Raw genomic sequence first — 19,135 nt, forward strand, 5'->3', positions numbered from 1 at the left:
TACTTTCGGAGTATGCGGAAAAGGCTGTTCGCTCCTCTGTGGGCCTGCCTGCTGCTGATCGTTTCGGCGGCCGTGCTGGCGATGATCCCCGCTGCCCAGGCCGCCGCCCCCTCGACGATCGACGATGTGGCCACCGCCCTGCGCGAGGACCCCGTCTACGTCGACCCGGCGGCGTCCGGCCAGCTCTCGGCGACCCAGGAGGCCGCCCTGGAGAAGAAGATCGAGGACGCCGACAAGCCGGTCTTCGTGGCCGTGCTGCCCGCGACGTCCGAGTACCCGCCCGAGAACCTCCTGCAGAACCTGCGCACCGACACCGGAGTCACCGGCGTCTACGCGGTCCGTCTCGGCGACGGCTTCGACGCGGGCGCCGACCCGCAGGTGATGCCGACCCGGGCCGTCGAGAACCTCACCACCGCCGTGAAGGCACCCGGCACGGGCACCGACGCCGCGACCCAGCTCAACGCCTTCGTCGACCGTGCCGTCGACGAGGCCAAGGGCAGCGCCCCGGCCTCCTGGTCCGGCGGCGGTGCCGGTGACGGTGCTCGGAACGGGGCCCCGGTGGCCGGTCTGATCGTCCTCGGCGGCGTGGTCCTGGTCGGCGGAGGCACCGCGTTCGCGGTCGTCCGCCGCAACAGGAAGCGCAAGGAGGAGGAAGAGCGGGCCGCCCTGGAGAAGCTCCGGATCGTCGTGGACGAGGACATCACGGCGTACGGCGAGACCCTTGACCGGCTGGACTTCCATCCCGCCGAGAAGGGCGCGAACGACGCGATGCGCATCGACTACGAGCGCGCGCTCGACTCCTACGAGGACGCCAAGTCCCGCATGGGCGACGCACAGCACCCCTCCGACGTACGAGGGGTGACCCAGGCCCTGGAGGACGGCCGTTTCTCGCTCGCCGTCCTGGAGGCCCGGCGCAAGGGCCGGGCCCTCCCGGCCCGCCGCCCGCCCTGCTTCTTCGACCCGCGCCACGGGCCCTCCGTCGCGGACGCCCTGTGGACGCCGTCCGGCGGAGCGGCCCGCGAGGTCCCGGTCTGCGGCGCCGACGAGGTGCGGCTGCGCGACGGAGAGGACCCCATGAGCCGCACGGTGGACGTGGGCGACGGCCGACGGCGCCCCTACTGGGAGGCGGGTCCTGCCTACGGCCCCTGGGCCGGCGGCTACTTCGGCGGCGGCCTGCTCCCGGGCCTGCTGGTCGGCACCATGCTCGGCTCGATGCTCTCCACCCCGGCGTACGCGGCCGAGTACGGCGGCGGTGACTTCGGCGGAGGCGGCGGGGGCGGTGACTGGGGCGGTGGCGACGTCTCCGGCTCCGACTTCGACTCGTCCGGCTTCGGCGGCGGCGGCTTCGGCGACGGCGGCGGTTTCGGAGGCGGCGGTGGCGGGTTCGACGGCGGCGGGTTCTAGATTCCAGGCGCTTCAGGCCTTCCCAGCCGCGCCCTCCCAGCTCTCCGGCGCCCACATGCCCGAGCGCTTGAGCGACGCCGCGCAGTGCAGATAGATCTCGTCGATCTCCACGACCAGGGCCAGGTCGGGGCGCCGGCCCTTCACCGTCATCCCGTCGAAGAAGGGCGCGTCCGTGAGGATGCGGGCGCGACCGTTGATCCGCAGGACGGTCATCGCGCCGGGTATCAGGTAGAGCAGGCCGACGTGCGGGTTGGACAGGATGTTGTGGAAGCTGTCGCCACGGCGGTTGCCCGGCAGGTCGGGCAGGGCCAGCGTCCGCGCGTCCAGGACCCGGGTGAAGCCCGGTGCGCCGCCGCGCGGGGAGGTGTCGCAGTTGCCTTCGGCGTCCGACGTCGAGACGGCGCAGAACGGCGCGCGGGCCAGGAGGTCCAGGTCGGCCTCGGTGAGCTCATCGTGGACCTTGTCGATGACCAGCGGCCACGGCGTGCCGAGGATTTCCCGCAGCTGCTCCGCCGACCTCAGGGGCACCGCCCCGGCCAGCGGGTCACCGCCGGGGGAGGGGGCGTCGGTGGTGGCGGCCACGGGCGCGGGCGCGGCGTTCGACAAGGGATTCTCCGTACCTCGCGGGGGCACAGCAGCGGATCGCTGACCTGGCACTGTGAGGAAAACCCTACTGACGCGCGCGGCCGCGCCCGTGCCGGGGCCGCACCGCCCGGGCCCCGCGCCACGTGCCATCTGGTGGCGCGGGGCCCGAACGGGTGACAGGCTTGATCAGGTGGACCGTGACCGTGTGGAGAAGCAGCTGCTGGACGGCTTGACCGTCGACACCAGCAGGCCCGAGCAGCCGATCCTGCTCGACGAGGCAGGCCGGCCGATCAGGACCTGGCGCGAGAACTACCCGTACGACCGCAAGATCCGCCGCAAGGAGTACGAGCGGATCAAGCGCATCCTGCAGATCGAGATGCTCAAGCTCCAGCGGTGGACCAAGGACACCGGCGCACGGGTCGTCGTGGTCTGCGAGGGGCGGGACGCGGCCGGCAAGGGCGGCACCATCCAGCGGTTCACCGAGCGCCTCAACCCGCGTGGCGCGCGCATCGTCGCCCTGGACAAGCCCACGGACCGCGAGCGCGGGCAGTGGTACTTCCAGCGTTACGCGGCCCACCTGCCGGCGCCCGGCGAGATCGTCTTCTTCGACCGGTCCTGGTACAACCGGGCCGGAGTCGAACGCGTCATGGGCTTCTGCACCCCGCCCGAGTACGAGCTCTTCCTCAGGCAGTGCCCGGACTTCGAGAAGATGCTCGTCGACGACGGCATCATCGTGGTCAAGCTCTGGTTCTCCGTCTCCCGGGCCGAGCAGCGCACGCGCTTCGCCATCCGCCAGGTCGACCCCGTCCGGCAGTGGAAGCTCTCGCCCACGGACATCGACTCCCTCGACCGCTGGGACGACTACACCACGGCCAAGGTCGACATGTTCCGCGCCACCGACACCGAGCACGCGCCCTGGACCGTCGTGAAGAGCAACGACAAGCGCCGGGCCCGTCTCGAAGCGATGCGCAGCCTGCTCGCCCGTGTCGACTACACGGCGAAGAGCGACGAGGCCGTCGGCAAGCCGGACCCCCTCGTCGTGGGCCCGGCCGCGACCCTGCTGGAACCGGGCGAGGAGGACACCGCCCTCTCGCCCACCCGCCTCGCCCCGCACGCCGAGGGCCCTGGCGAACACCCCTGACGGCTCTCAGCCGCGCGTGGCGGTGACGTCGCCGTTGACGGTGGCCAGGGTCATGTCGTGCCCGTGCCCCTCCGTGGCGGAGGGGAAGGCCACGGAGGCCCGGCCGTTCCGCGTCGTCGCGTCGACCGCGTACGCGGGCGCGTCGTGGGGCAGTGCCACCCGTACCGAGCCGTTGGTCGTGGCGGCCTCGAGACGGGACGGTGCAGTGGTGCTGCCGAGCGTCACGTCCCCGTTGACGGTCTCGGCGTGCAGGCGCGCCGAACTCAGGGTCCCGGCACGCACGGAGCCGTTGCGGGTGGCCAGCCGGACGGTGGCGTCACCGAGGCCGGACCGGGCGACCGTCACGTCCCCGTTGACGGTGGTCAGGTCCAGTGCCGTCGCGACGCCGGCCACGTCGATGCCCGCGTTCCTGGCGGTGACCGTGACCGGTACGCCGGCGGGGATGCCGACCGCCGGCATGCGGGGGCACGCCCTGTCCTCCTCGTGCCCGGGGCAGGACAGATCGAGGACCCAGGTGTCGTCGCGGTGGGACCAACGGCTGTCGATCCGGGCCTCGGTGACCGCCCGGTCGTCATCGGCCGGCCGCAGACGGACCCCGTTGTCGGTCGTGATCACCAGCCGCGATTCCCGGCCCAGGGAGGGGGGAGCTCCGTCGAGCCGTGCGCCGGGGTCCCCGCCGCACGCCGCCAGGAGGGGGACGGCCGCCAGCAGTGCGGCCCATCGCGATCGATGCGGGAAAGCCGTGATGTCCATGCCTGCTCGTGTGCCCTGCGCGAGGCCGTCCCATGGCAGGGGGCGGTCACACGACCGTGGCTCAGCGGGACAGCAGCTCGATCAGCTGGTACGGGACCAGGAAGAACCCGAGGACCAGCAGTGACGTGCCGCCGAAGGCGACGCCGATCGTCCTGAGCACCCAGGTCCGCAGGGGGAGGACGGCCTTGACCCGTTCGACATGCCGAGGGTCGTACAGGACGGTGACCTGCCGGGGCGCGCCGCGGACGGGTTCCGCGGCGGTGTCGGGCTCGCAGAACCGTTTCACGCCCTCCGCGTCGACGAAGCCGTAGATCTGCTTCTTGCCCTGGTCATGGTCGAAGGTCGCCAGCACGGAGATGCCGCGACGGCGCAGAAGCCACCGGTCGTACAGGTTCTTGGCCGAGAGGCCGTAGAGCAGCAGGCCGAAGGCGAGAGGCTTGAGACCGAGGAGCCAGAAGACCACGCCGAAGATGTCCCCGTGCGCGATCAGGACGACCAGGCCCGCCACGTAGAGGGCCACGGGCGACAGCGCGGCGGCGATCAGGAGCCGGTCGCGGGCCGTTCTCCTGTCCTTGCCCGCGAGCGGGGGGAGCACGACGACCTGCGCCGCGCCGTCCTCGCGCGGTGCGTCGGCGTCCCGGACGGGCAGCGCCCGGTTCGCCGCGTCCACGAAGGCCGTGGCCGACGCCCGGTTACGGCAGCCCACCCGGAAGACCGTGCCGGACGCCCCCGCGGGAGCCGTCAGGACGACCCGCACGCCGGACCCGCGCCGGCTTTCGAGGCAGACCTCCTCAACGGCCTCCAGCGGTATGCGTCTTCGGACGCCGCCCTGTTCCAGGAGGATCGATCGCCTCTCCAGCGAGAAGGAGCCGGCACGGCTGCGCACGGTCAGGGAAGGCAGTGCGGGGGAAGCGGGTGTAGTGGCCATGGAGGGACTTTAGCCACCATGACGACGAAGCGGCCGCCGATTCCCATATGACCGTACGAGTTCGTCTGCCAGACTTCTTGAGTGATCGTCAGACGTGCGCGGGAAGAGGACCTGGCCGGCTTCATCGCCCTTGCGGCCCAGGTCGAGGACTGGTTCGGGCCGATGGTGGAGGAGCCCGGCTTCCACCGTGCGGTGGAGGACCACATCCGCCGGTCCGCGGCGCTCGTCGCCGTCTCGTCGGACGGGGAGACCGTCGGAGGCCTGCTGTTCGGGGCGGGGGCTCCGGTTCATCATGTGCACTGGCTCGTCGTGACCGAGAAGGCGCGCGGGACAGGTGCCGGGCGGGCGCTGATGGCGGACGCCTTGCGCAGGTACGTGCGGGGCCCGGGCACCGTCGAGGTGGTCACCTTCGGGGCCGACCACCCGGGCGCCGTGGACAGCGGGGCGCGCGTCTTCTACGAACGTCTCGGTTTCTCACCGGCCGAGGCGGCCGAACCCGGCCCGGAAGGCGGTTCACGGCAGGTCTATCGCCGCACCGTCGCCTGAACGCCCGCCCAGGGCGTCGCCGCGTCGGGGCGGGAGAGGAGATGGGAGTGGGGATGGGCTTGGTTCAGCGGCTCTGGGCGGGCGGAGAGTTTCCGTTCCACGACGGGCTGTACCGGGCGGACGACACCGCCCTGGAGCTGTTCGTGGACGGGCCCGGGGCCTACCACCCGGAAGCCGGGCAGCCCGTCCCCTTCCGGCTCGGAGGTCCGCTCGGCGTGGCCGAGGCCATCGGGGAGAACGGCACCACCGAGGCGGACCCGTGCTTCGAGAGCCCGCTGCCCGACGGGTCGGGCTGGATGACCGGGGGCGGCAGCGGGATGGGCAACATCGGCTACCTCGCCCGCCTGGACGCCGACCGCTCCTTGCGTTGGGTCGCCGCGATGTGGGCGTCCAACCCGTTCGTGAGCGTGCGCTACGAAGGGCCGACCGCCGTCTTCACCAACGACTGGCGGAACCATCTGACCCTGGACCTCACCGACCGGGCCCTCTCCTGACCGCGCGACTGCATCGCCGTCCGGCGGGCGGGGTGCCACCCGATACCGCTGCGTGGCGATTGCGACGTAAGACAGATCGTCTTACGCTCGGATCGTGGCTGACACCGTGACGATTCGCACCGACCCGGAGACCGAACGCGCCCTTGACGTCCTCACATCCGACGGCGATTCCCGGTCGGCGGTCATAAGGCAGGCGGTGCTGGAAGCGGCCCGGCGCAAGGAGCGCGCAGCCGCGATGCGGCGAGCCGCGCTGCGTATGCCGCTCGGGGAACCCGACGGCATCGACGTGGGGGCCGAGATCTCTCGTGATCGCGAAGGCGAGAACCGGTGATCTACCTGGACTCGGCAGCCGTCGTGAAGCTCGTCCACGCCGAAACGGAGTCGCACGCACTGCGGGCATGGCTCGATGAGCGGGTGGACACCGGGTGGACGAGCTCTGTCCTGACCGAGATCGAAACGGCCCGCGCGCTGGCTCGCCACGCACCCGCGGCCGTTGCCCGGCTGCATACGGTTCTCGACCTGATCGACATGATGGACATCGACGCCGGTGTGAGGATTCTGGCGCAGACGGTGAAGCCGGCTACGGTACGCAGCCTTGACGCCATCCACCTGGCGACGGCCCTTCGCGCGCGGTCCCGGCTCACGGAGTTCCTCACGTACGACAAGAGGCTCGCCGACGCCGCACGCGAGGCCGGACTGCCGGTGGAGGCGCCTGCTTGAGCGGCACGCGCCGGAGCACCGGGGCAGGCGCTTCCCCCGGCGCTCCGGCGGACCGTCAGCAGGCGACGGGCTTGGAGTCGACGGCCACGTCGTCGAACCACAGAGTGTCGTCACCCGTCCCGTAGCTCTCCCAGCCCAGCCGCAGGGCCGTGGGCCGGGGAGGGGTGGTGCGGGAGAGCCACTGCTGGTCGATGTCCTGGGTGGGGACACCGTCGGCGTGCAGGCCCGGCACGAGTTCGTCACCGAGCCAGGTGTCGAGACCCGGAGCCGTCGTGTCGATCGCGAAGCGCAGGCACTGCCAACTGTCCGTCGACAGTGGCCTGCTCAGCGCCACTCCGACCGGGCTCTGTGCCGGCAGGGTGGCGTCGTCGCTCTCCCGGTTCCACTGAAGGGCGCCGTTCTGGCCCCCGACGCGCAGGCTCCGTCCGGCCTGGGAGGCGTCGGGCATGGAGACGAACGTGACGTGGGCGGAGGGGAGCGCCGTGGTGTGCCTCATCCACATACGTACGTACATCACCGGGCCGGCCGAGGACAGGTCCGCGGTGGAGGCGACGAAAGCGTGGTTGCAGTAACCGGCCCGGCCGTCGATCCGCAGCGATCTGCTGCCGCTGTGCGCGACGGCGGTGTCGACGACGGCCGTGCCGGTGCCCTGGCAGTCCGGTGCGGTGAACTGCCAGGCGCCGGACGGCGTGGGACCGCTCTGGTCCTCGAAGTCCGAGCAGATCACCGCGCTGCCGCAGTCGGCGGCGGACGGCGGGGGCGTGGTGGACTCCGCGCCGCTCGCGGACGTCGCGGTGAAGCCGGACGCCAGCAGGGCGACGGCCATGAGGACCGCCGTCCGTGGCCGGCGCGGTAATCGTGGGGGGACGATGCGCACGTGTGCCTCCGAGGCAGGGGGTGAGGTGGTGCGGAAAGGGGCGGCGGGGGTGGCCCCCCGCCGCCGCAGGTCAGCTGGTGGGGAAGCTGTCGGGGGTGCTGATCCGGTTCTTCAGCAGCGCCCCGGAATCGTTCAGCACGCCGTTGCTGCTGTAGTCACCGCCGCCGCAGGTGCCGGGCCGGAACGCCGCGCTGCTCTCGGGGGCGTCGGAATAGGTCCAGTTCGCGTAGCTGATCTTCAGCTGATCGAGCAGGTCCAGCCAGGCCGTGGTGCTCGCCTGGTCCATGGCTCCGCCGCCGGTGGCGCTCACGGTGCCGAACTCGGTGACGAACAGCGGGAGCCGGGAGGCCGCCCGGCTCAGCGCGGAGCGGTAGGAGTCCTTGTGACTCGCGGCGTAGAAGTGGAACGCGTACATGATGTTGGCCGCGTTGACGGGGTTGTTGACGACCTCGCTCTCGTTGGAGCCGTCCGAGACCCCGAGCGAGGACCAGCCGCGGGTGCCCACGATGACGACCGCGTCCGGGTCGGCGGCACGGACCACCGGGATGACCTGCTCCGCGTAGCTCTTGATGCCCGACCAGCTCACACCGTTGGGCTCGTTGGTGATCTCGTAGATCACGTTCTTCTTGCCGGCGTTGCGGGCGGCGACGGACGCGAAGAACGTCTTCGCGCGGTCGAGGTTGTAGTTCGGGTCACCCGGCGTGAGGGTGTGGAAATCGATCAAGGCGTACATGCCGCGGGCCTCGGCCATGTCGACGAGCTCGTTCACCCGTGCCGTGAACCCCGCCGGGTCGGTCTCGTAACCGTCCTCCTGTACGTACATCGAGATGCGCAGCAGGTCCGACTTCCAGTCGTTCGCGAGCGCGTCCAGCGACGCGGCGTTGTAGCAGGCGTCGAACCACTGGATGCCGTGCGTGCTCATGCCCCGCAGCTGGACGGGGCGGTCGTACTGGTTGCACAGGTTCACGCCGCAGACGTGGAGCTGACCGTTGACGTCCACGGGAGTGCCGTCGACGTCCGGGTCCGGTCCGGGCGGGGGCTCTTCGAGGGAGCCCGTGCAGGCGACACGGTTGAGCGTGAACGCGGTGGGCTTCGGGTTGGCGCCCGTGAAGGTGCCCGAGAATCCCAGGTCGGCCGTCGCGCCGGTGGCCAGCGTGCGGTTCCAGTCGACACCGACGGCGGTGACCGCGGAGCCGGACTGCGACCAGGTGGCGTTCCAGCCCTGGGCGACCTTCTGGCCGGAGTCCGGCATCGCGAAGGCGAGCGTCCATCCGTTGGTGGGGGCGCCCAGGTTGGTGACCTTCACTCCGGCCTGGAAGCCGCCCTGCCACTGGCTGGCGACGGTGTACTCGACCTTGCAGCCGGTGGCGGCAGCCGCCTCCTGGGGGGCGAGTGCTGCTGTGAGGCCCAGGACTGTCGCGCAGGTCGCCAGTAAGGCGAGTAGGCGTTTCATAGCGTTCCTCCTCGTGCGAAGCGGAAACAGTGGGGGGTGGGAGCGCTCCCAAGGTCCATCGGGCCGAGACCGTACACGCTGTGCCGATGCGCGTACAGACATCCGGCAGGCTTCGGTGAGGAGTGGTGTGGAGGCAACGGCTCCGTCATGGCGACGAGCTGGGAAGACGGGGCGATCAGGCCCAGGACGATGTGCCGTGCACGGTGTCGGCCGACTGCACGGGGCACCCATGAGCTCCACGGCCGCCGGCATGGCACGGCGGGCCGGTCACCTGCGCGCTGTCAGGCGGCGGAGGTGACGAACGCGGCCCAGGCGGCCGGGGGCACGGTCAGGACCGGGCCGTCGGTGACCTTGGAGTCGCGGATGTGCACGGCGGAGGGGTGCGCGGCGACCTCTACGCAGGCGCCGCCCTGGTCGCTGCTGTAGCTGGACTTGAACCACGAGAGATCCATGCCGTGTGCTGCGCGAGTCATGACTCTCCAAGCAGGTCGTCCAGTAGGCGCGCGCTGTCAGGCGGCGGAGGTGACGAACACGGCCCAGGCGGCCGGGGGCACGGTCAGGACCGGGCCGTCGGTGACCTTGGAGTCGCGGATGTGCACGGCGGCGGGGTGGGCGGCGACCTCTACGCAGTTGCCGCTGGCGCTGTAGCTCGACTTGCGCCAGTCGTAGGCGACTTCGAGGCACTCGCCGCCCTGGTCGCTGCTGTAGCTGGACTTGAACCACGAGAGATCCGTGCTGTGCGCTGCGCGAGTCATGACTCTCCAACCAGGTCGTCCAGTAGGCGCATGCTTTCTTCGGGGGAAAACGCCTGCGAACGCAGCATCCCATATTTCTGCTGGAGGACGCTGACGTCATCCGGGTCATCATGGAGCACGTTGGTCAGCTGGGCCTCCACGTAGGCCAGATGGTCTTGATCGGGGGTTTCCAGCAGCACCATCGGCCCGTCGAGTGCGGCGTGCGTCTGCCGGTCGGTGGGCATGATCTGGAGCCCCAGGAAGGGCAGTTCGGCGCAGCGTCGCAGATGCAGGATCTGCCCGCGCAGGACGGAGCGACCACCGAGGGGCCGCCGCAGAATGGACTCCTCGATCAGGAAGTTGGCCACCGGCCGGGGCTTGCGGTCAAACACACGCTGCCGGTCGAGACGCGCCGCGATGCGTTCCTCCAGCCCACTGTCCTCCAGGGGAGGGTAGAGGCTGGCGAAGACCGCGCGGGCGTAGTCCTCGGTCTGGAGAAGCCCTGGCACAACCTGGTTCTCGTACGACAGCAGCGTCACCGCCTCCTGTTCGTACTCCACGAAGTCCTGCACGAACGCCGGAAACCGCTCCTTCTGCGGCACCTTCGCCACCGCGACCGCCAACGCCCCCTTCGTGTCGAGCAGTTCGTCCTGCTGCGCCGCGAAGTCCGCCTGGAGCGGCCGGCGGCCCTGCTCGATCGAGGCGATCGTGTCCTCGCCCACACAGCACCGGTCGGCCAGTGACGCCTGTGTGTATCCGGCCGCGCGCCGGAACGCGGCGAGCTGGGCGCCGATGACGTGCCAGGACGTGACGCGCTTGTTCCTCTTCACCGAGTGCATGACGTGCCTTTCCCCGTACGCGAGCACCGCCGGATCCGTCAGCGCTCGTACGAACGCGGTGTACGACCTGACGCGGTGACCCACAGTAGTGACGTTCTGTGACAGTCGTCCCGTGAACGAGACAACGCAACTCGCCTCCTTCCGTGAGGCGTTCTACCGCCGTGAGCGCAGGTCGGTGCCGCTCGTGCGCCAGTTCGTCCGGGAGGCTCTGGTCGACTGGGCGTGCGAGGTGGACCTCGACGACGTACTCCTCTGCGTGAGCGAACTGGCGACCAACGCGCTGGTCCACGGCGTCCCGCCCGGGAGGGGCTTCCGGGTGCAGCTCACCTGGGGGAGCGTGCTCCGGATCGAGGTGCACGACAGCGGCGGGGGTCGGGTGGAAGAGCCGGTGGGCGCCGGGCTCCTCGCCGAGTACGGACGCGGCCTCACGCTCGTCGGGGTGCTCGCCGATGCGTGGGGGGTCGGGGAGCGGGACCCTGGGAAGACCGTCTGGTGCGAGTTTGCCGGTTCGGCAAGCAGGTTTGTCGAATCGCCGCCGCGCGCGCACCATCTTCCGTAACAGGAGGTGTTCCGCATGAGCGAGACGAACCAGCGGTACGACGTAGTGGTGATCGGCGGTGGGGCCGCCGGGCTGAGCGGGGCCCTCGCCCTGTCCAGGGCGCGGCGTTCCGTGCTTGTGATCGACGCGGGTAGCCCGCGCAACGCCCCCGCCTCCCACGCGCACAACTACCTGGGCCGGGAGGGCGTCCCGCCCCTGGAGCTGCTGGCCATCGGCCGGGCCGAGGCGGCGGACTACGGGGCGGAGATCGTCCAGGGCAGCGTCGTCTCGGCGGAGAGGCTGTCCGACGGCTTCCGCGTCCTGCGGGAGGACGGCAGCGCCGTCCATGCCCGTCGCCTGCTCGTGACCACCGGGATAGTCGACGAGCTGCCGGCCGTGGAGGGCCTGGCCGAGCGCTGGGGCAGCGAGGTGCTGCACTGCCCGTACTGCCATGGGTGGGAGGTGCGGGACAGGCCGGTCGGCATTCTGGCGAGCAGCCCCATGGCCGTGCACCACGCGCTGCTCTGGCGGCAGTGGACCGACGACGTGACGCTGTTCCGGAACGACCAGCCCGACTTCAGCGACGAGGAGTACGAGCAGTTCGCCGCACGGGGCATCTCGGTGGTGGACGGCGAGGTGGCCGCCGTGGAGGTGGCCGACGGCCGGCTCACCGGTGTGCGGCTGGCCGGAGGCACGCTGATCCCGCGCGAGGCGCTCGTCGTACAGCCCCGCTTCACCGCCCGCTCGGAAGTCCTGGAAAGCCTGGGTCTGCGGCCCACCGAGATGGAGATGGGCGGCCAGGTCATCGGCACGTACATCGCGGCCGACCCGGCCGGGGCGACCGATGTGCCCGGGGTCTGGGTGGCCGGGAACGTCGCCAACCTCATGGAGCAGGTCGTCGGAGCCGCCGCCGCCGGGCTGAAGGCGGCTTCGGCCATCAACATGGACCTCGTCACCGAGGACACCCGCCGCGCGGTCGACGCCCGACGCGCGCCCTTCTCGGCCGAGGCCGAGCGCCAGGTCACCGAGCGTGTGCTCGGGGACCGCCGTCACGGACTTCAGGAGACATCACGATGACCACCGACAGCACCCGCACCGACGCCGAGATGTGGGACGACCGGTACCGCGAAAGTGACCGGATCTGGAGCGGGAACCCCAACGTCGCCCTCGTCCGTGAGGTGGAGGAGCTGAAGCCCGGCCGCGCCCTCGACCTGGGGTGCGGCGAGGGCGCGGACGCGGTCTGGCTCGCCCGGTGGGGCTGGCGGGTCACCGCCACGGACATCTCGCGGGTGGCCCTGGAGCGGGCGGCGGTCCACGCGGCCGAGGCCGATGTCGCCGACCGGATCGACTGGCAGTGGCACGACCTGGGGGCCTCGTTCCCCGAGGGGGAGTACGACCTGGTCTCCGCCCAGTTCCTGCACTCGATGGGCGACCTGCCCCGCGAGGAGATCCTGCGCAGGGCGGCGAGGGCGGTCGCGCCGGGAGGCGTGCTCCTGATCGTCGGGCACGCCGGCTTCCCCTCGTGGGAGCACGACCACCCGGACATGGAGCTGCCCACGACGGACGAGGTGCTCGCCTCGCTCGAACTGCCGGACGGGGAGTGGGAGGTGCTGCTCAGCGAGGAGCACGAGCGGATCCAGAACGACCCCGAGGGCAACCCGACCACCCGCACGGACAACGCGCTGAAGGTCCGCCGTATCGCGGGCCGCTGACGCCGGGCGCCCGCCGCCCTCCCCGGGAAGGGGAGGGCGGCGGGCGCGCTCGGGTCGGGAGGGTCAGGCCTGCGGGGCGGCCTTGATGGCGGAGATGTCGAAGTTCAGCTTGACCTTGTCGCCGACCAGCACCCCGCCGGTCTCCAGCGCCGCGTTGTAGGTCAGGCCCCAGTCGGAGCGCAGAATCTCGGCGCTGCCCTCGAAGCCCACGCGCTGGTTGCCGAAGGGGTCGGTGGCGGAGCCGTTGAACTCCAGGTCGATGGAGAGCGGGCGGGTGACGTCCTTGATCGTGAGGTCGCCGGTGACGCGGTAGGTGTCCCCGCCGAGCTGCTCGGCCCCGGTGGAGCGGAACGTCATCAGGGGGAAGGTCTCGGCGTCGAAGAAGTCGCCGCTGACCAGGTGGCCGTCGCGGTCTGCGATGCCGGTGTCGACGCTGGAGATCTTGACGTCGATGGAGGCGGAGGACCTGGAGGGGTCGGTGCCGTCCAGCTCCAGGGTGCCCTCGTGCTCACCGAAGGAGCCGCGCACGTTGGTGACCATGGCGTGGCGCACGGTGAAGCCGATGCTGCTATGGGCCGGGTCGATCGTGTAGGTGCCGGTCAGCGCGGCCAGCGCGGGGTCCACCGCGAGGGTGGCGGTGGCGGTCGGGGCGTCGTTGTTCTTGCGGTTGAACAGAGCCATGGCTCCTCCTCGGGGGGACGGATTCAGACGAGTGACCGTCGAAGAGTTGATTTAACCTTCAACGAGTTTGACTGTAGACCCATCTTGTTCAAAGTTCAACATCAAGGGTCCAGGCCGGTCCGGAAGTCGCGGAAGGTCTGGCGGTGACCCCTGTCGCCCCCTGGCGGACGCGCGTAGAGCTGGGGCACTATCTCCCTGCCCCCGTAATTGTCATGAGCAGGAGGAATCTCCCATGCTGACCCGTCCCCGACTCCGCTCGGCCCTCACCGCTCTCGCCCTCGTCCTCGGTGCGCTCTTCGCGCCCGGCGTCGGTGTCCTCGGCGGCGGTGCCACCGAGGCGCACGCCGTCACCAAGCTGACCCACTCCCAGGCGACCTCCCGCTTCAGCTCGTCCGGGATCACCTGGTCGTCCTCGGGCGGCTGTTCCAACCGGAACGTCTCCACCTGCACGTCCTTCGACCAGCTCAACCTGACCAGCGCCCAGGGCGCCCAGACCCTGAAGAGCGCCACGGGCTGTGCCCTGAACATCACCGGGGGCACCGAGACGGGGCACGCCAGTGGCACGTACTCGCACTGGAACGGCTACAAGCTCGACTTCAGCAAGACCACCTGCCTGACCAACTACGTGAAGGGCGTGTTCAGTTACATCGGCCTGCGCGGCGACGGCGCCCCGCAGTACAAGTCCGGCTCCGGCAACGTCTACGCCGACGAGGGCAACCACTGGGACGTGACGTACTACAACTGCGGCGGCTGCTGACCTCGTGTGCACAGGCCCGGCCCCGTACGCGGAGGTGCCCCCGTCCGGCCGGACGGGGGCACCTCCGCGTACGGGCGGCCCGGATCAGGTCTGCGGCTCCAGCGCCGGCCCGAGCGAGGCGAACTTCTCCTTGCTGACGATCCGGCGCGGCGGCCAGGTGATGTTCTCCGGCGGCCAGCTCTGGCCGGTCTTCTTCAGGAACCAGGCGGGCGGCTCGTACATCGGCGGCTCGTAGCCCTCCGGCAGCGCGGTCTTCCAGGTCAGGCCCTCGGTCCGCTTCTCGAACTCCTCCTTGACGCCCCGCAGCAGCTCCGGCTTCACCAGGAGGTCGACAGCCGTGGCCGCCAGATAGGCCGCGGCGGCCTTGATCGCCGCGTGGGCGGGCGCCGATCCCGCGCAGGAGGCGGTCGACCAGGTGTGCATCTTCGACCCGATGGGGGCCACCGCCGCGCCCATGGAGACGGTCGGCACCTGCCAGCTGATATCGGCCACATCGGTGGAACCGCCGCCCAGGAAGACGGGGTTGGGCGGCGCCAGCTCACCGATCTTGTCGTGCAGGCCACTCTCGGGCAGCCCCAGGGAGGACTGGAGCTCCTTGGCGAGCCGCTGGGCGTCCTGGGAGAAGACCGGGGGGCCGATCTGCCGCATGTTGTCGTACATCAGCTCGGCGAACGCCTTGGAGGGGAGCTGGTTCCAGCACGCCGAGGTGATCCGGTGCCGCACCGACGTGCGGCTGGCGGTCGCGGCCGCCTCCGAGACGGCGATGACCTTGTCCAGCAGCGAGGTGACCCGCTCGACGCTGCCCTCACGGACGTAATAGGAGATCTCCGCGATCTCCGGTGTCACATTGGGGATGTCGCCGCCGTTGTTGATCACCCAGTGCAGCCGCGCCGAGGGGGCCATGCTCTCCTCGCGGAGGAACTCCGACATGGTCGCCATCATCACGGCCGCGTCCAGCGCGCTCTTGTTGCCGAGCGGGGTGCCGCCGTGGCCGGCGACACCGAGGAAGGTGAAGGTGACGGCCGTCATCGCGTTCGAGGTGCCCCAGCCGGTGGCGTTGCCGGTGGAGGGGTGCCAGTCCAGGAAGGCGTCGAGCCCGTCGTAGACGCCCTGGCTGACGGCGTACGTCTTGCCGATCAGCTGCTCCTCGGCGGTGGAGCCGAAGAACTTCACCGTGACATCGAGCTTGTGGCGCCGGGACGCCTCCGCGACGGCCGCGGCGGCGGCGGCCGCAGCGGTCCCGAGCGCGCAGTGGCCGCAGCCGTGCCCGGCCCCGTAACCCGGGGCGAACGGGTCGTGGACGTACTCCTTCGGATCGTGCTCGCCCACCCCCTTGTTCTGGGACAGGCCCGGAAGGGCGTCGTACTCGCCGCTGAAACCGATGACGGGGCCGCCCTTGCCCCGGGTGTACGTGGCGGTGAAGGCGGTCGGGAAGCCGGCCGTGCCGAACTCGACGTCGAAGCCCGCCTTGCGCAGGAAGTCGGCCTCGGCGAGGGAGGAGTTCCACTCCCGCAGGCTCAGCTCCGCGTGCTCCCAGATCTCGTCGTTCAGCCCGTTGATCCGGGACGCGTTCCGCTCGATCCAGCCGAGCGCCGTCCGCTTGGCGGCCGAGTCCTGGGCGAGCCCCTCGGGCGGGGTGTAGGAGGCGGCGTCCACCGCTTCGCCGGCGGCCTCGTCCGAGGCCGCCGCCATCGCCGGATCGGCGGTCGCGCCCATTGCCGTGGTGGCTATTCCGGCGGCCCCGAGCATCTGCATGATCCGGCGGCGGCTCAGCCCGTCGCCCGTGTGTACCGCATGGTCGTGGTCGCTGGGGTCGTGCAGGTCGCACACGGGCGCCTCCGGGTCCGATGGCATGTACAAGTACAGTGCCCGGCACTCTCCATTCCGGTTGTTGCGAAGTCAATAGGCCGGGATGTCGCCGGAGTTACGCGTTCCGGTGCCGGCCCCGGCGTGAACCGGACGCGCGGCCTCGGACCGGCGTGCGGAGCCGGGGAGGAGCCGGGGCGGCAGGCACATGGTGATCATTCCGGCGAGGATCAGCGCACCGCCGGCCCATGCCACCGGAGAGAGGTGCTCGTGGAGCAGGAGCACGCCGATCAGCGCGGCGGCCAGGGGCTCGGCGAGGCTGAGCGTTCCGGCCGTCGTCGCGCGCACCTTGGTGAGGCCTGTGGTGAACAGCCAGTAGGCGAGGGCGGTGGTCGCCACGCCCAGCCAGGCGATCAGGGTGAAGGTGGAGCCCGGCTGGGCGGGAGCGGCGCCGCTGACCATCCAGGGCGTCAGGGGGAGGGCTCCCGCGAGGAGGGAGAGCGCGGCGAGCCCGGGCAGCTGGGCAGCCGGAGCGACGGCGGCCAGCTTCTTGGCGAAGACGGTGTACAGGCCGTAACAGACACCGGCGGCCACGGCCAGGAACAGGCCCAGCGCGTCCACCCCCTCGCTCCCCGGCGTCAGCAACAGGGCGCAGCCGACGACGGCCGCGGCGGTACCGGCCGTCCAGACGGCCGTCATCCGTTCCCCGGTGACCCACCGGGAACACAGGCAGATCGCCGCGGGGGCGACGCCCAGGGCGACCACCGTGGCCAGGGCCGCCCCGGTCCGCGTCACCGAGGACATGAGGGCCGCCTGGAAGACGCCCGTGGACACGGCGCAGATCAGCAGGGGGCGCACCACCGTGCCCGTGGCCAGGGCCCGCAGGGTGTGCCGGCGGACGGTGAACACCGCCAGGACCAGACCGCCCACGAGCAGCCGCCAGCCCCCCAAGGCCGCCGGCGCCATGGTGCTGGACGCCAGCACCTGGGCGGGGCCGACCGTGCTCCACAGCACGGCCGCGCCGAGCACGAGCCCCGCTCCGAGGGTCGGTCCGTTCGTTCGTGTCTCCATAGCCGCCGACACTAGGCAGAGTCCCAGGTGATGCGGGCGATGGCCGCACTTCGTGCACCGTAGGGTCGATTCCATGGAACTTGATGCGCTGGACCTGGCCCTCCTGCGGGAGCTGCAGAACGATGCACGGCAGACCAACCGCGAGCTCGCCGCCAAGACAGGGGTCTCCCCCTCCACCTCGCTCGAGCGGGTACGGCTGCTGCGCGAGCGAGGCGTGATCACCGGCTACCACGCCGCCCTGGACCTCGACGCGGCGAACCGGCCGGTCCAGGCGCTCATCTCGGTGCGCATCCGGCCCCCGGCCCGCCCCGTCATCGAGGGGTTCCGGGAATGGGCCGCGCGGCTGCCGGAGGTGATCGGCCTGTTCGTCACCTCCGGCACGCACGACTTCCTCCTGCACATCGCCGTCCCCGACGTCGACGGCGTGTACGCCTTCGTCATCGACCGCCTCACCGAACGCAGGGAGGTCGCCGACGTGCAGACCACCATGGCCTATGAGCACGTCCAGTCCCGCTGCATCGAGCCGGCCGCAACCGAGCGGCCCCGCTTCTCACGCAGGGGCCGCTGACCGGCCGGCTCCGAGGATGCCCGCGGGGCCGACGGGCGACGACGCCGCGCCCCGCCGGCCGCGACGGCGGACGACGGGGCGGATCGTGGGGGGTGGGTCGTGGGAGGCGGGCCGTGGGAGGTGGGTCAGGAACCCACGCTCACCGTGAAGCGGCGGGGGTTGCCGTCGTGCGCCGCCCCCGACACGTCCGGCTCGCCGTCCGGGCGTACGTCGTCGTAGGGGAAGGCATAGCCGATGGGGGAGTTCGCGTGGACGACGCGCGACCAGTGGTTCGTCACCGCGCCCTTGTAGTAGTCCGCGACCGACGTGCCGTTCGGCTGGCTGGGGTGGCTGAGCATGATCGACCGGTTGAAGCCCGCCGCGATCCTGGCCAGCAGGGCCTTCTTGTCGTCGGAGTCCCCGGGGTTGTTGGTGAAGGGACCGTGGTTGCAGGTGAAGATGTCCTTCGAGGTCGGCTTGACGAACGTGTGGCCGCCCTCGAACGTCAGGGTGTCGCCGCTGACCCGGCCGGCGAGCGTGCCCCGGCCCCCCTGCAGATCGATCCGCAGGTCGGTGGAGCGGTACTTCTCCCAGACCTCGTCGATCTGCGCCGTGAACAGATCGCGGAACGGCATCTCGGCGGGGCGGTCGAAGAACGGCGCCATCAGGTTCTGCGGCGAGACGACCCGCAGGACCTGTCCGTCCGGGCCGCGGGTGACCAGCTTGTCCCAGGGCTGCCCGTCGGAGGCCGCCTGGGACGTGAGGTCGTCGGCGATCCGCTGGACCGCGCCGTCGGGGAGCGGGGCCACCGTGTGCGTGGCGTCGCCTTCGAGGGTCAGCCCGATCGGCAGCGCCGTCACCAGGTCGACGTAGCTGATGTTCGCGTACAGCTGCTGCGGGTTGAAGGTGAACTCGCAGAACGACCAGGTCCTGCTGTAGTTCGGGTCGGTGGGCGTCGCGAAGGCCGGCTCGACCAGGGACGGGCCCGGGTTGAGGTAGAAGTCCAGCTTGTCGTCGCGCACGAAGTAGACCCGCGCCCCGTACATCTGGGGCAGGGTCAGGACGACCGGGCCGGCGCCCGCGGCCTTCAGCGGGATGGCGCAGTCGACCGGCAGCGGGGTCTGCGGGGCGCCGGGGGAGTCGGGGCGGTAGACGCTGCCGTCCGGGCGCAGGAGCACCCAGCGGTCCGTGCCCTGTTCGTGGCCGGTGACATAGGCGTGCACGGTGCCCGGCAACGACTTGTTCTCCAGGGCCAGTTCACACGTCGCGGGGGCGGCCGACGTACGCGGGCTCAGGGCGCTGCCCCAGAGGGGGTAGGTGAGCGCGGTCGCGGAGGCGGCGGCGCCCGTCAGGAACATTCTGCGCGAAATCACGGAAACTCCCGAGGTGTGGGGGGACGCAGACAGGGGTCAGGGGTGGTGCGGGGAGGTGGAGCGGTGGGGCCGTCTGCGGTGCGCACCACTCTCGCGAGGGCTCCGGTGAGCGTCAAGAGTTAGGACTGAGAGCGCTCTCAAGAAGTCGCCGTTCTTCACAACTCGACGCAGTGGAA

Annotated in this window: 21 protein-coding genes and 2 pseudogenes; 11 read left to right on the forward strand and 12 right to left on the reverse strand. The window is 70.9% G+C overall.

All coding sequences use genetic code 11. The annotated features are described in order from the left end of the window. Positions 1–12: 12 nt before the first annotated feature. A complete protein-coding gene (locus ACIP63_RS13460; protein ID WP_401514625.1) occupies positions 13–1,404 on the forward strand; it encodes a hypothetical protein in 1,392 nt (463 codons plus the stop codon). 12 nt (positions 1,405–1,416) lie between these two features. Here the strand turns inward: ACIP63_RS13460 and ACIP63_RS13465 are convergent, their stop codons facing one another. After that, a complete protein-coding gene (locus tag ACIP63_RS13465; protein ID WP_401514628.1) occupies positions 1,417–2,010 on the reverse strand; it encodes an MSMEG_1061 family FMN-dependent PPOX-type flavoprotein in 594 nt (197 codons plus the stop codon). A gap of 169 nt (positions 2,011–2,179) precedes the next feature. Here ACIP63_RS13465 and ppk2 point away from each other — a divergent pair, with 169 nt between their 5' ends. Next, positions 2,180–3,130, forward strand: coding sequence for a polyphosphate kinase 2 (ppk2, locus tag ACIP63_RS13470; RefSeq protein WP_401514631.1), 951 nt, complete (start codon positions 2,180–2,182; stop codon positions 3,128–3,130). A 6-nt stretch (positions 3,131–3,136) separates the two neighbouring features. Here the strand turns inward: ppk2 and ACIP63_RS13475 are convergent, their stop codons facing one another. Then, positions 3,137–3,883, reverse strand: a complete 747-nt coding sequence (locus ACIP63_RS13475; RefSeq protein ID WP_401514634.1) for a DUF4097 family beta strand repeat-containing protein — start codon at positions 3,881–3,883, stop codon at positions 3,137–3,139. Positions 3,884–3,944: 61 nt separating this feature from the next. Beyond that, entirely contained in the window at positions 3,945–4,811 is an 867-nt protein-coding gene (locus ACIP63_RS13480) for a hypothetical protein (RefSeq protein WP_401514635.1), read from the reverse strand. Between the two features lie 81 nt (positions 4,812–4,892). Here ACIP63_RS13480 and ACIP63_RS13485 point away from each other — a divergent pair, with 81 nt between their 5' ends. The 4 genes from ACIP63_RS13485 to ACIP63_RS13500 all read left to right on the forward strand — a co-directional run bounded on the left by ACIP63_RS13485 (position 4,893) and on the right by ACIP63_RS13500 (position 6,571). Continuing rightward, positions 4,893–5,357, forward strand: a complete 465-nt coding sequence (locus tag ACIP63_RS13485) for a GNAT family N-acetyltransferase (RefSeq protein ID WP_401514638.1) — start codon at positions 4,893–4,895, stop codon at positions 5,355–5,357. Positions 5,358–5,410: 53 nt separating this feature from the next. Continuing rightward, on the forward strand, positions 5,411–5,851 hold the full coding sequence (locus ACIP63_RS13490) for a hypothetical protein (protein WP_401514640.1): 441 nt from the start codon (positions 5,411–5,413) through the stop codon (positions 5,849–5,851). 94 nt (positions 5,852–5,945) lie between these two features. Continuing rightward, entirely contained in the window at positions 5,946–6,182 is a 237-nt protein-coding gene (locus tag ACIP63_RS13495) for a hypothetical protein (RefSeq protein ID WP_401514641.1), read from the forward strand. After that, the gene (locus tag ACIP63_RS13500; RefSeq protein WP_401514644.1) at positions 6,179–6,571 is read left to right on the forward strand and encodes a type II toxin-antitoxin system VapC family toxin; all 393 of its coding nucleotides are present in this window, start codon (positions 6,179–6,181) and stop codon (positions 6,569–6,571) included. Before ACIP63_RS13495 ends, ACIP63_RS13500 begins: the two co-directional genes overlap by 4 nt. A gap of 55 nt (positions 6,572–6,626) precedes the next feature. Here the strand turns inward: ACIP63_RS13500 and ACIP63_RS13505 are convergent. The 5 genes and pseudogenes from ACIP63_RS13505 to ACIP63_RS13525 form a co-directional block, all read right to left on the reverse strand. Beyond that, positions 6,627–7,337 (reverse strand): annotated as a pseudogene (locus ACIP63_RS13505) (cellulose-binding protein); the annotation flags it as partial. A gap of 181 nt (positions 7,338–7,518) precedes the next feature. Continuing rightward, entirely contained in the window at positions 7,519–8,901 is a 1,383-nt protein-coding gene (locus ACIP63_RS13510; RefSeq protein ID WP_401514646.1) for a cellulase family glycosylhydrolase, read from the reverse strand. 281 nt (positions 8,902–9,182) lie between these two features. Then, positions 9,183–9,341 (reverse strand): annotated as a pseudogene (locus ACIP63_RS13515) (DUF397 domain-containing protein); the annotation flags it as partial. Positions 9,342–9,410: 69 nt separating this feature from the next. After that, a complete protein-coding gene (locus ACIP63_RS13520) occupies positions 9,411–9,656 on the reverse strand; it encodes a DUF397 domain-containing protein (protein WP_401514648.1) in 246 nt (81 codons plus the stop codon). Beyond that, entirely contained in the window at positions 9,653–10,474 is an 822-nt protein-coding gene (locus ACIP63_RS13525) for a helix-turn-helix domain-containing protein (RefSeq protein WP_401515124.1), read from the reverse strand. Before ACIP63_RS13525 ends, ACIP63_RS13520 begins: the two co-directional genes overlap by 4 nt. Positions 10,475–10,586: 112 nt before the next feature. Here ACIP63_RS13525 and ACIP63_RS13530 point away from each other — a divergent pair, with 112 nt between their 5' ends. Genes ACIP63_RS13530 through ACIP63_RS13540 form a run of 3 tightly spaced genes read left to right on the forward strand, consistent with a single transcriptional unit; the run spans position 10,587 to position 12,724 of the window. Beyond that, positions 10,587–11,033, forward strand: a complete 447-nt coding sequence (locus ACIP63_RS13530; RefSeq protein ID WP_401514651.1) for an ATP-binding protein — start codon at positions 10,587–10,589, stop codon at positions 11,031–11,033. Between the two features lie 15 nt (positions 11,034–11,048). Then, entirely contained in the window at positions 11,049–12,089 is a 1,041-nt protein-coding gene (locus tag ACIP63_RS13535) for an NAD(P)/FAD-dependent oxidoreductase (protein WP_401514654.1), read from the forward strand. After that, complete coding sequence (locus ACIP63_RS13540) at positions 12,086–12,724, forward strand: SAM-dependent methyltransferase (protein ID WP_401514656.1); 639 nt, start codon at positions 12,086–12,088, stop codon at positions 12,722–12,724. The genes ACIP63_RS13535 and ACIP63_RS13540 overlap by 4 nt, the downstream gene beginning before the upstream one ends. Before the next feature lie 63 nt (positions 12,725–12,787). Here ACIP63_RS13540 and ACIP63_RS13545 read toward each other — a convergent pair whose 3' ends face one another. Further along, positions 12,788–13,405 (reverse strand): YceI family protein, encoded by a 618-nt coding sequence (locus tag ACIP63_RS13545; RefSeq protein ID WP_401514659.1) that lies wholly within the window; start codon positions 13,403–13,405, stop codon positions 12,788–12,790. A 232-nt stretch (positions 13,406–13,637) separates the two neighbouring features. On the opposite strand from ACIP63_RS13545, the gene ACIP63_RS13550 reads away from it, so the two are divergent. Next, positions 13,638–14,162, forward strand: a complete 525-nt coding sequence (locus ACIP63_RS13550; RefSeq protein WP_401514661.1) for a hypothetical protein — start codon at positions 13,638–13,640, stop codon at positions 14,160–14,162. A gap of 84 nt (positions 14,163–14,246) precedes the next feature. Here the strand turns inward: ACIP63_RS13550 and ACIP63_RS13555 are convergent, their stop codons facing one another. Beyond that, positions 14,247–16,016, reverse strand: a complete 1,770-nt coding sequence (locus ACIP63_RS13555; protein WP_401514662.1) for an amidohydrolase — start codon at positions 16,014–16,016, stop codon at positions 14,247–14,249. Positions 16,017–16,061: 45 nt separating this feature from the next. After that, entirely contained in the window at positions 16,062–17,039 is a 978-nt protein-coding gene (locus ACIP63_RS13560) for a DMT family transporter (protein ID WP_401514665.1), read from the reverse strand. A gap of 73 nt (positions 17,040–17,112) precedes the next feature. On the opposite strand from ACIP63_RS13560, the gene ACIP63_RS13565 reads away from it, so the two are divergent. Beyond that, the gene (locus tag ACIP63_RS13565) at positions 17,113–17,607 is read left to right on the forward strand and encodes an Lrp/AsnC family transcriptional regulator (RefSeq protein WP_401514667.1); all 495 of its coding nucleotides are present in this window, start codon (positions 17,113–17,115) and stop codon (positions 17,605–17,607) included. 125 nt (positions 17,608–17,732) lie between these two features. Here ACIP63_RS13565 and ACIP63_RS13570 read toward each other — a convergent pair whose 3' ends face one another. Next, positions 17,733–18,944 (reverse strand): glycoside hydrolase family 64 protein, encoded by a 1,212-nt coding sequence (locus ACIP63_RS13570; RefSeq protein WP_401515126.1) that lies wholly within the window; start codon positions 18,942–18,944, stop codon positions 17,733–17,735. Positions 18,945–19,135: the final 191 nt, after the last annotated feature.

The sequence above is a fragment of the Streptomyces sp. NPDC088746 genome, from assembly GCF_044751065.1.
Lineage (GTDB): Bacteria > Actinomycetota > Actinomycetes > Streptomycetales > Streptomycetaceae > Streptomyces.

Coding starts and splice junctions, on each gene's coding strand:
- ACIP63_RS13460 (WP_401514625.1), top strand. CDS start 13: ATGCGGAAAAGGCTGTTCGCTCCTCTGTGGGCCTGCCTGCTGCTGATC.
- ACIP63_RS13475 (WP_401514634.1), bottom strand. CDS start 3,883: ATGGACATCACGGCTTTCCCGCATCGATCGCGATGGGCCGCACTGCTG.
- ACIP63_RS13480 (WP_401514635.1), bottom strand. CDS start 4,811: ATGGCCACTACACCCGCTTCCCCCGCACTGCCTTCCCTGACCGTGCGC.
- ACIP63_RS13490 (WP_401514640.1), top strand. CDS start 5,411: ATGGGCTTGGTTCAGCGGCTCTGGGCGGGCGGAGAGTTTCCGTTCCAC.
- ACIP63_RS13510 (WP_401514646.1), bottom strand. CDS start 8,901: ATGAAACGCCTACTCGCCTTACTGGCGACCTGCGCGACAGTCCTGGGC.
- ACIP63_RS13520 (WP_401514648.1), bottom strand. CDS start 9,656: ATGACTCGCGCAGCGCACAGCACGGATCTCTCGTGGTTCAAGTCCAGC.
- ACIP63_RS13525 (WP_401515124.1), bottom strand. CDS start 10,474: ATGCACTCGGTGAAGAGGAACAAGCGCGTCACGTCCTGGCACGTCATC.
- ACIP63_RS13535 (WP_401514654.1), top strand. CDS start 11,049: ATGAGCGAGACGAACCAGCGGTACGACGTAGTGGTGATCGGCGGTGGG.
- ACIP63_RS13540 (WP_401514656.1), top strand. CDS start 12,086: ATGACCACCGACAGCACCCGCACCGACGCCGAGATGTGGGACGACCGG.
- ACIP63_RS13545 (WP_401514659.1), bottom strand. CDS start 13,405: ATGGCTCTGTTCAACCGCAAGAACAACGACGCCCCGACCGCCACCGCC.
- ACIP63_RS13550 (WP_401514661.1), top strand. CDS start 13,638: ATGCTGACCCGTCCCCGACTCCGCTCGGCCCTCACCGCTCTCGCCCTC.
- ACIP63_RS13555 (WP_401514662.1), bottom strand. CDS start 16,016: ATGCCATCGGACCCGGAGGCGCCCGTGTGCGACCTGCACGACCCCAGC.
- ACIP63_RS13560 (WP_401514665.1), bottom strand. CDS start 17,039: ATGGAGACACGAACGAACGGACCGACCCTCGGAGCGGGGCTCGTGCTC.
- ACIP63_RS13565 (WP_401514667.1), top strand. CDS start 17,113: ATGGAACTTGATGCGCTGGACCTGGCCCTCCTGCGGGAGCTGCAGAAC.
- ACIP63_RS13570 (WP_401515126.1), bottom strand. CDS start 18,944: ATGTTCCTGACGGGCGCCGCCGCCTCCGCGACCGCGCTCACCTACCCC.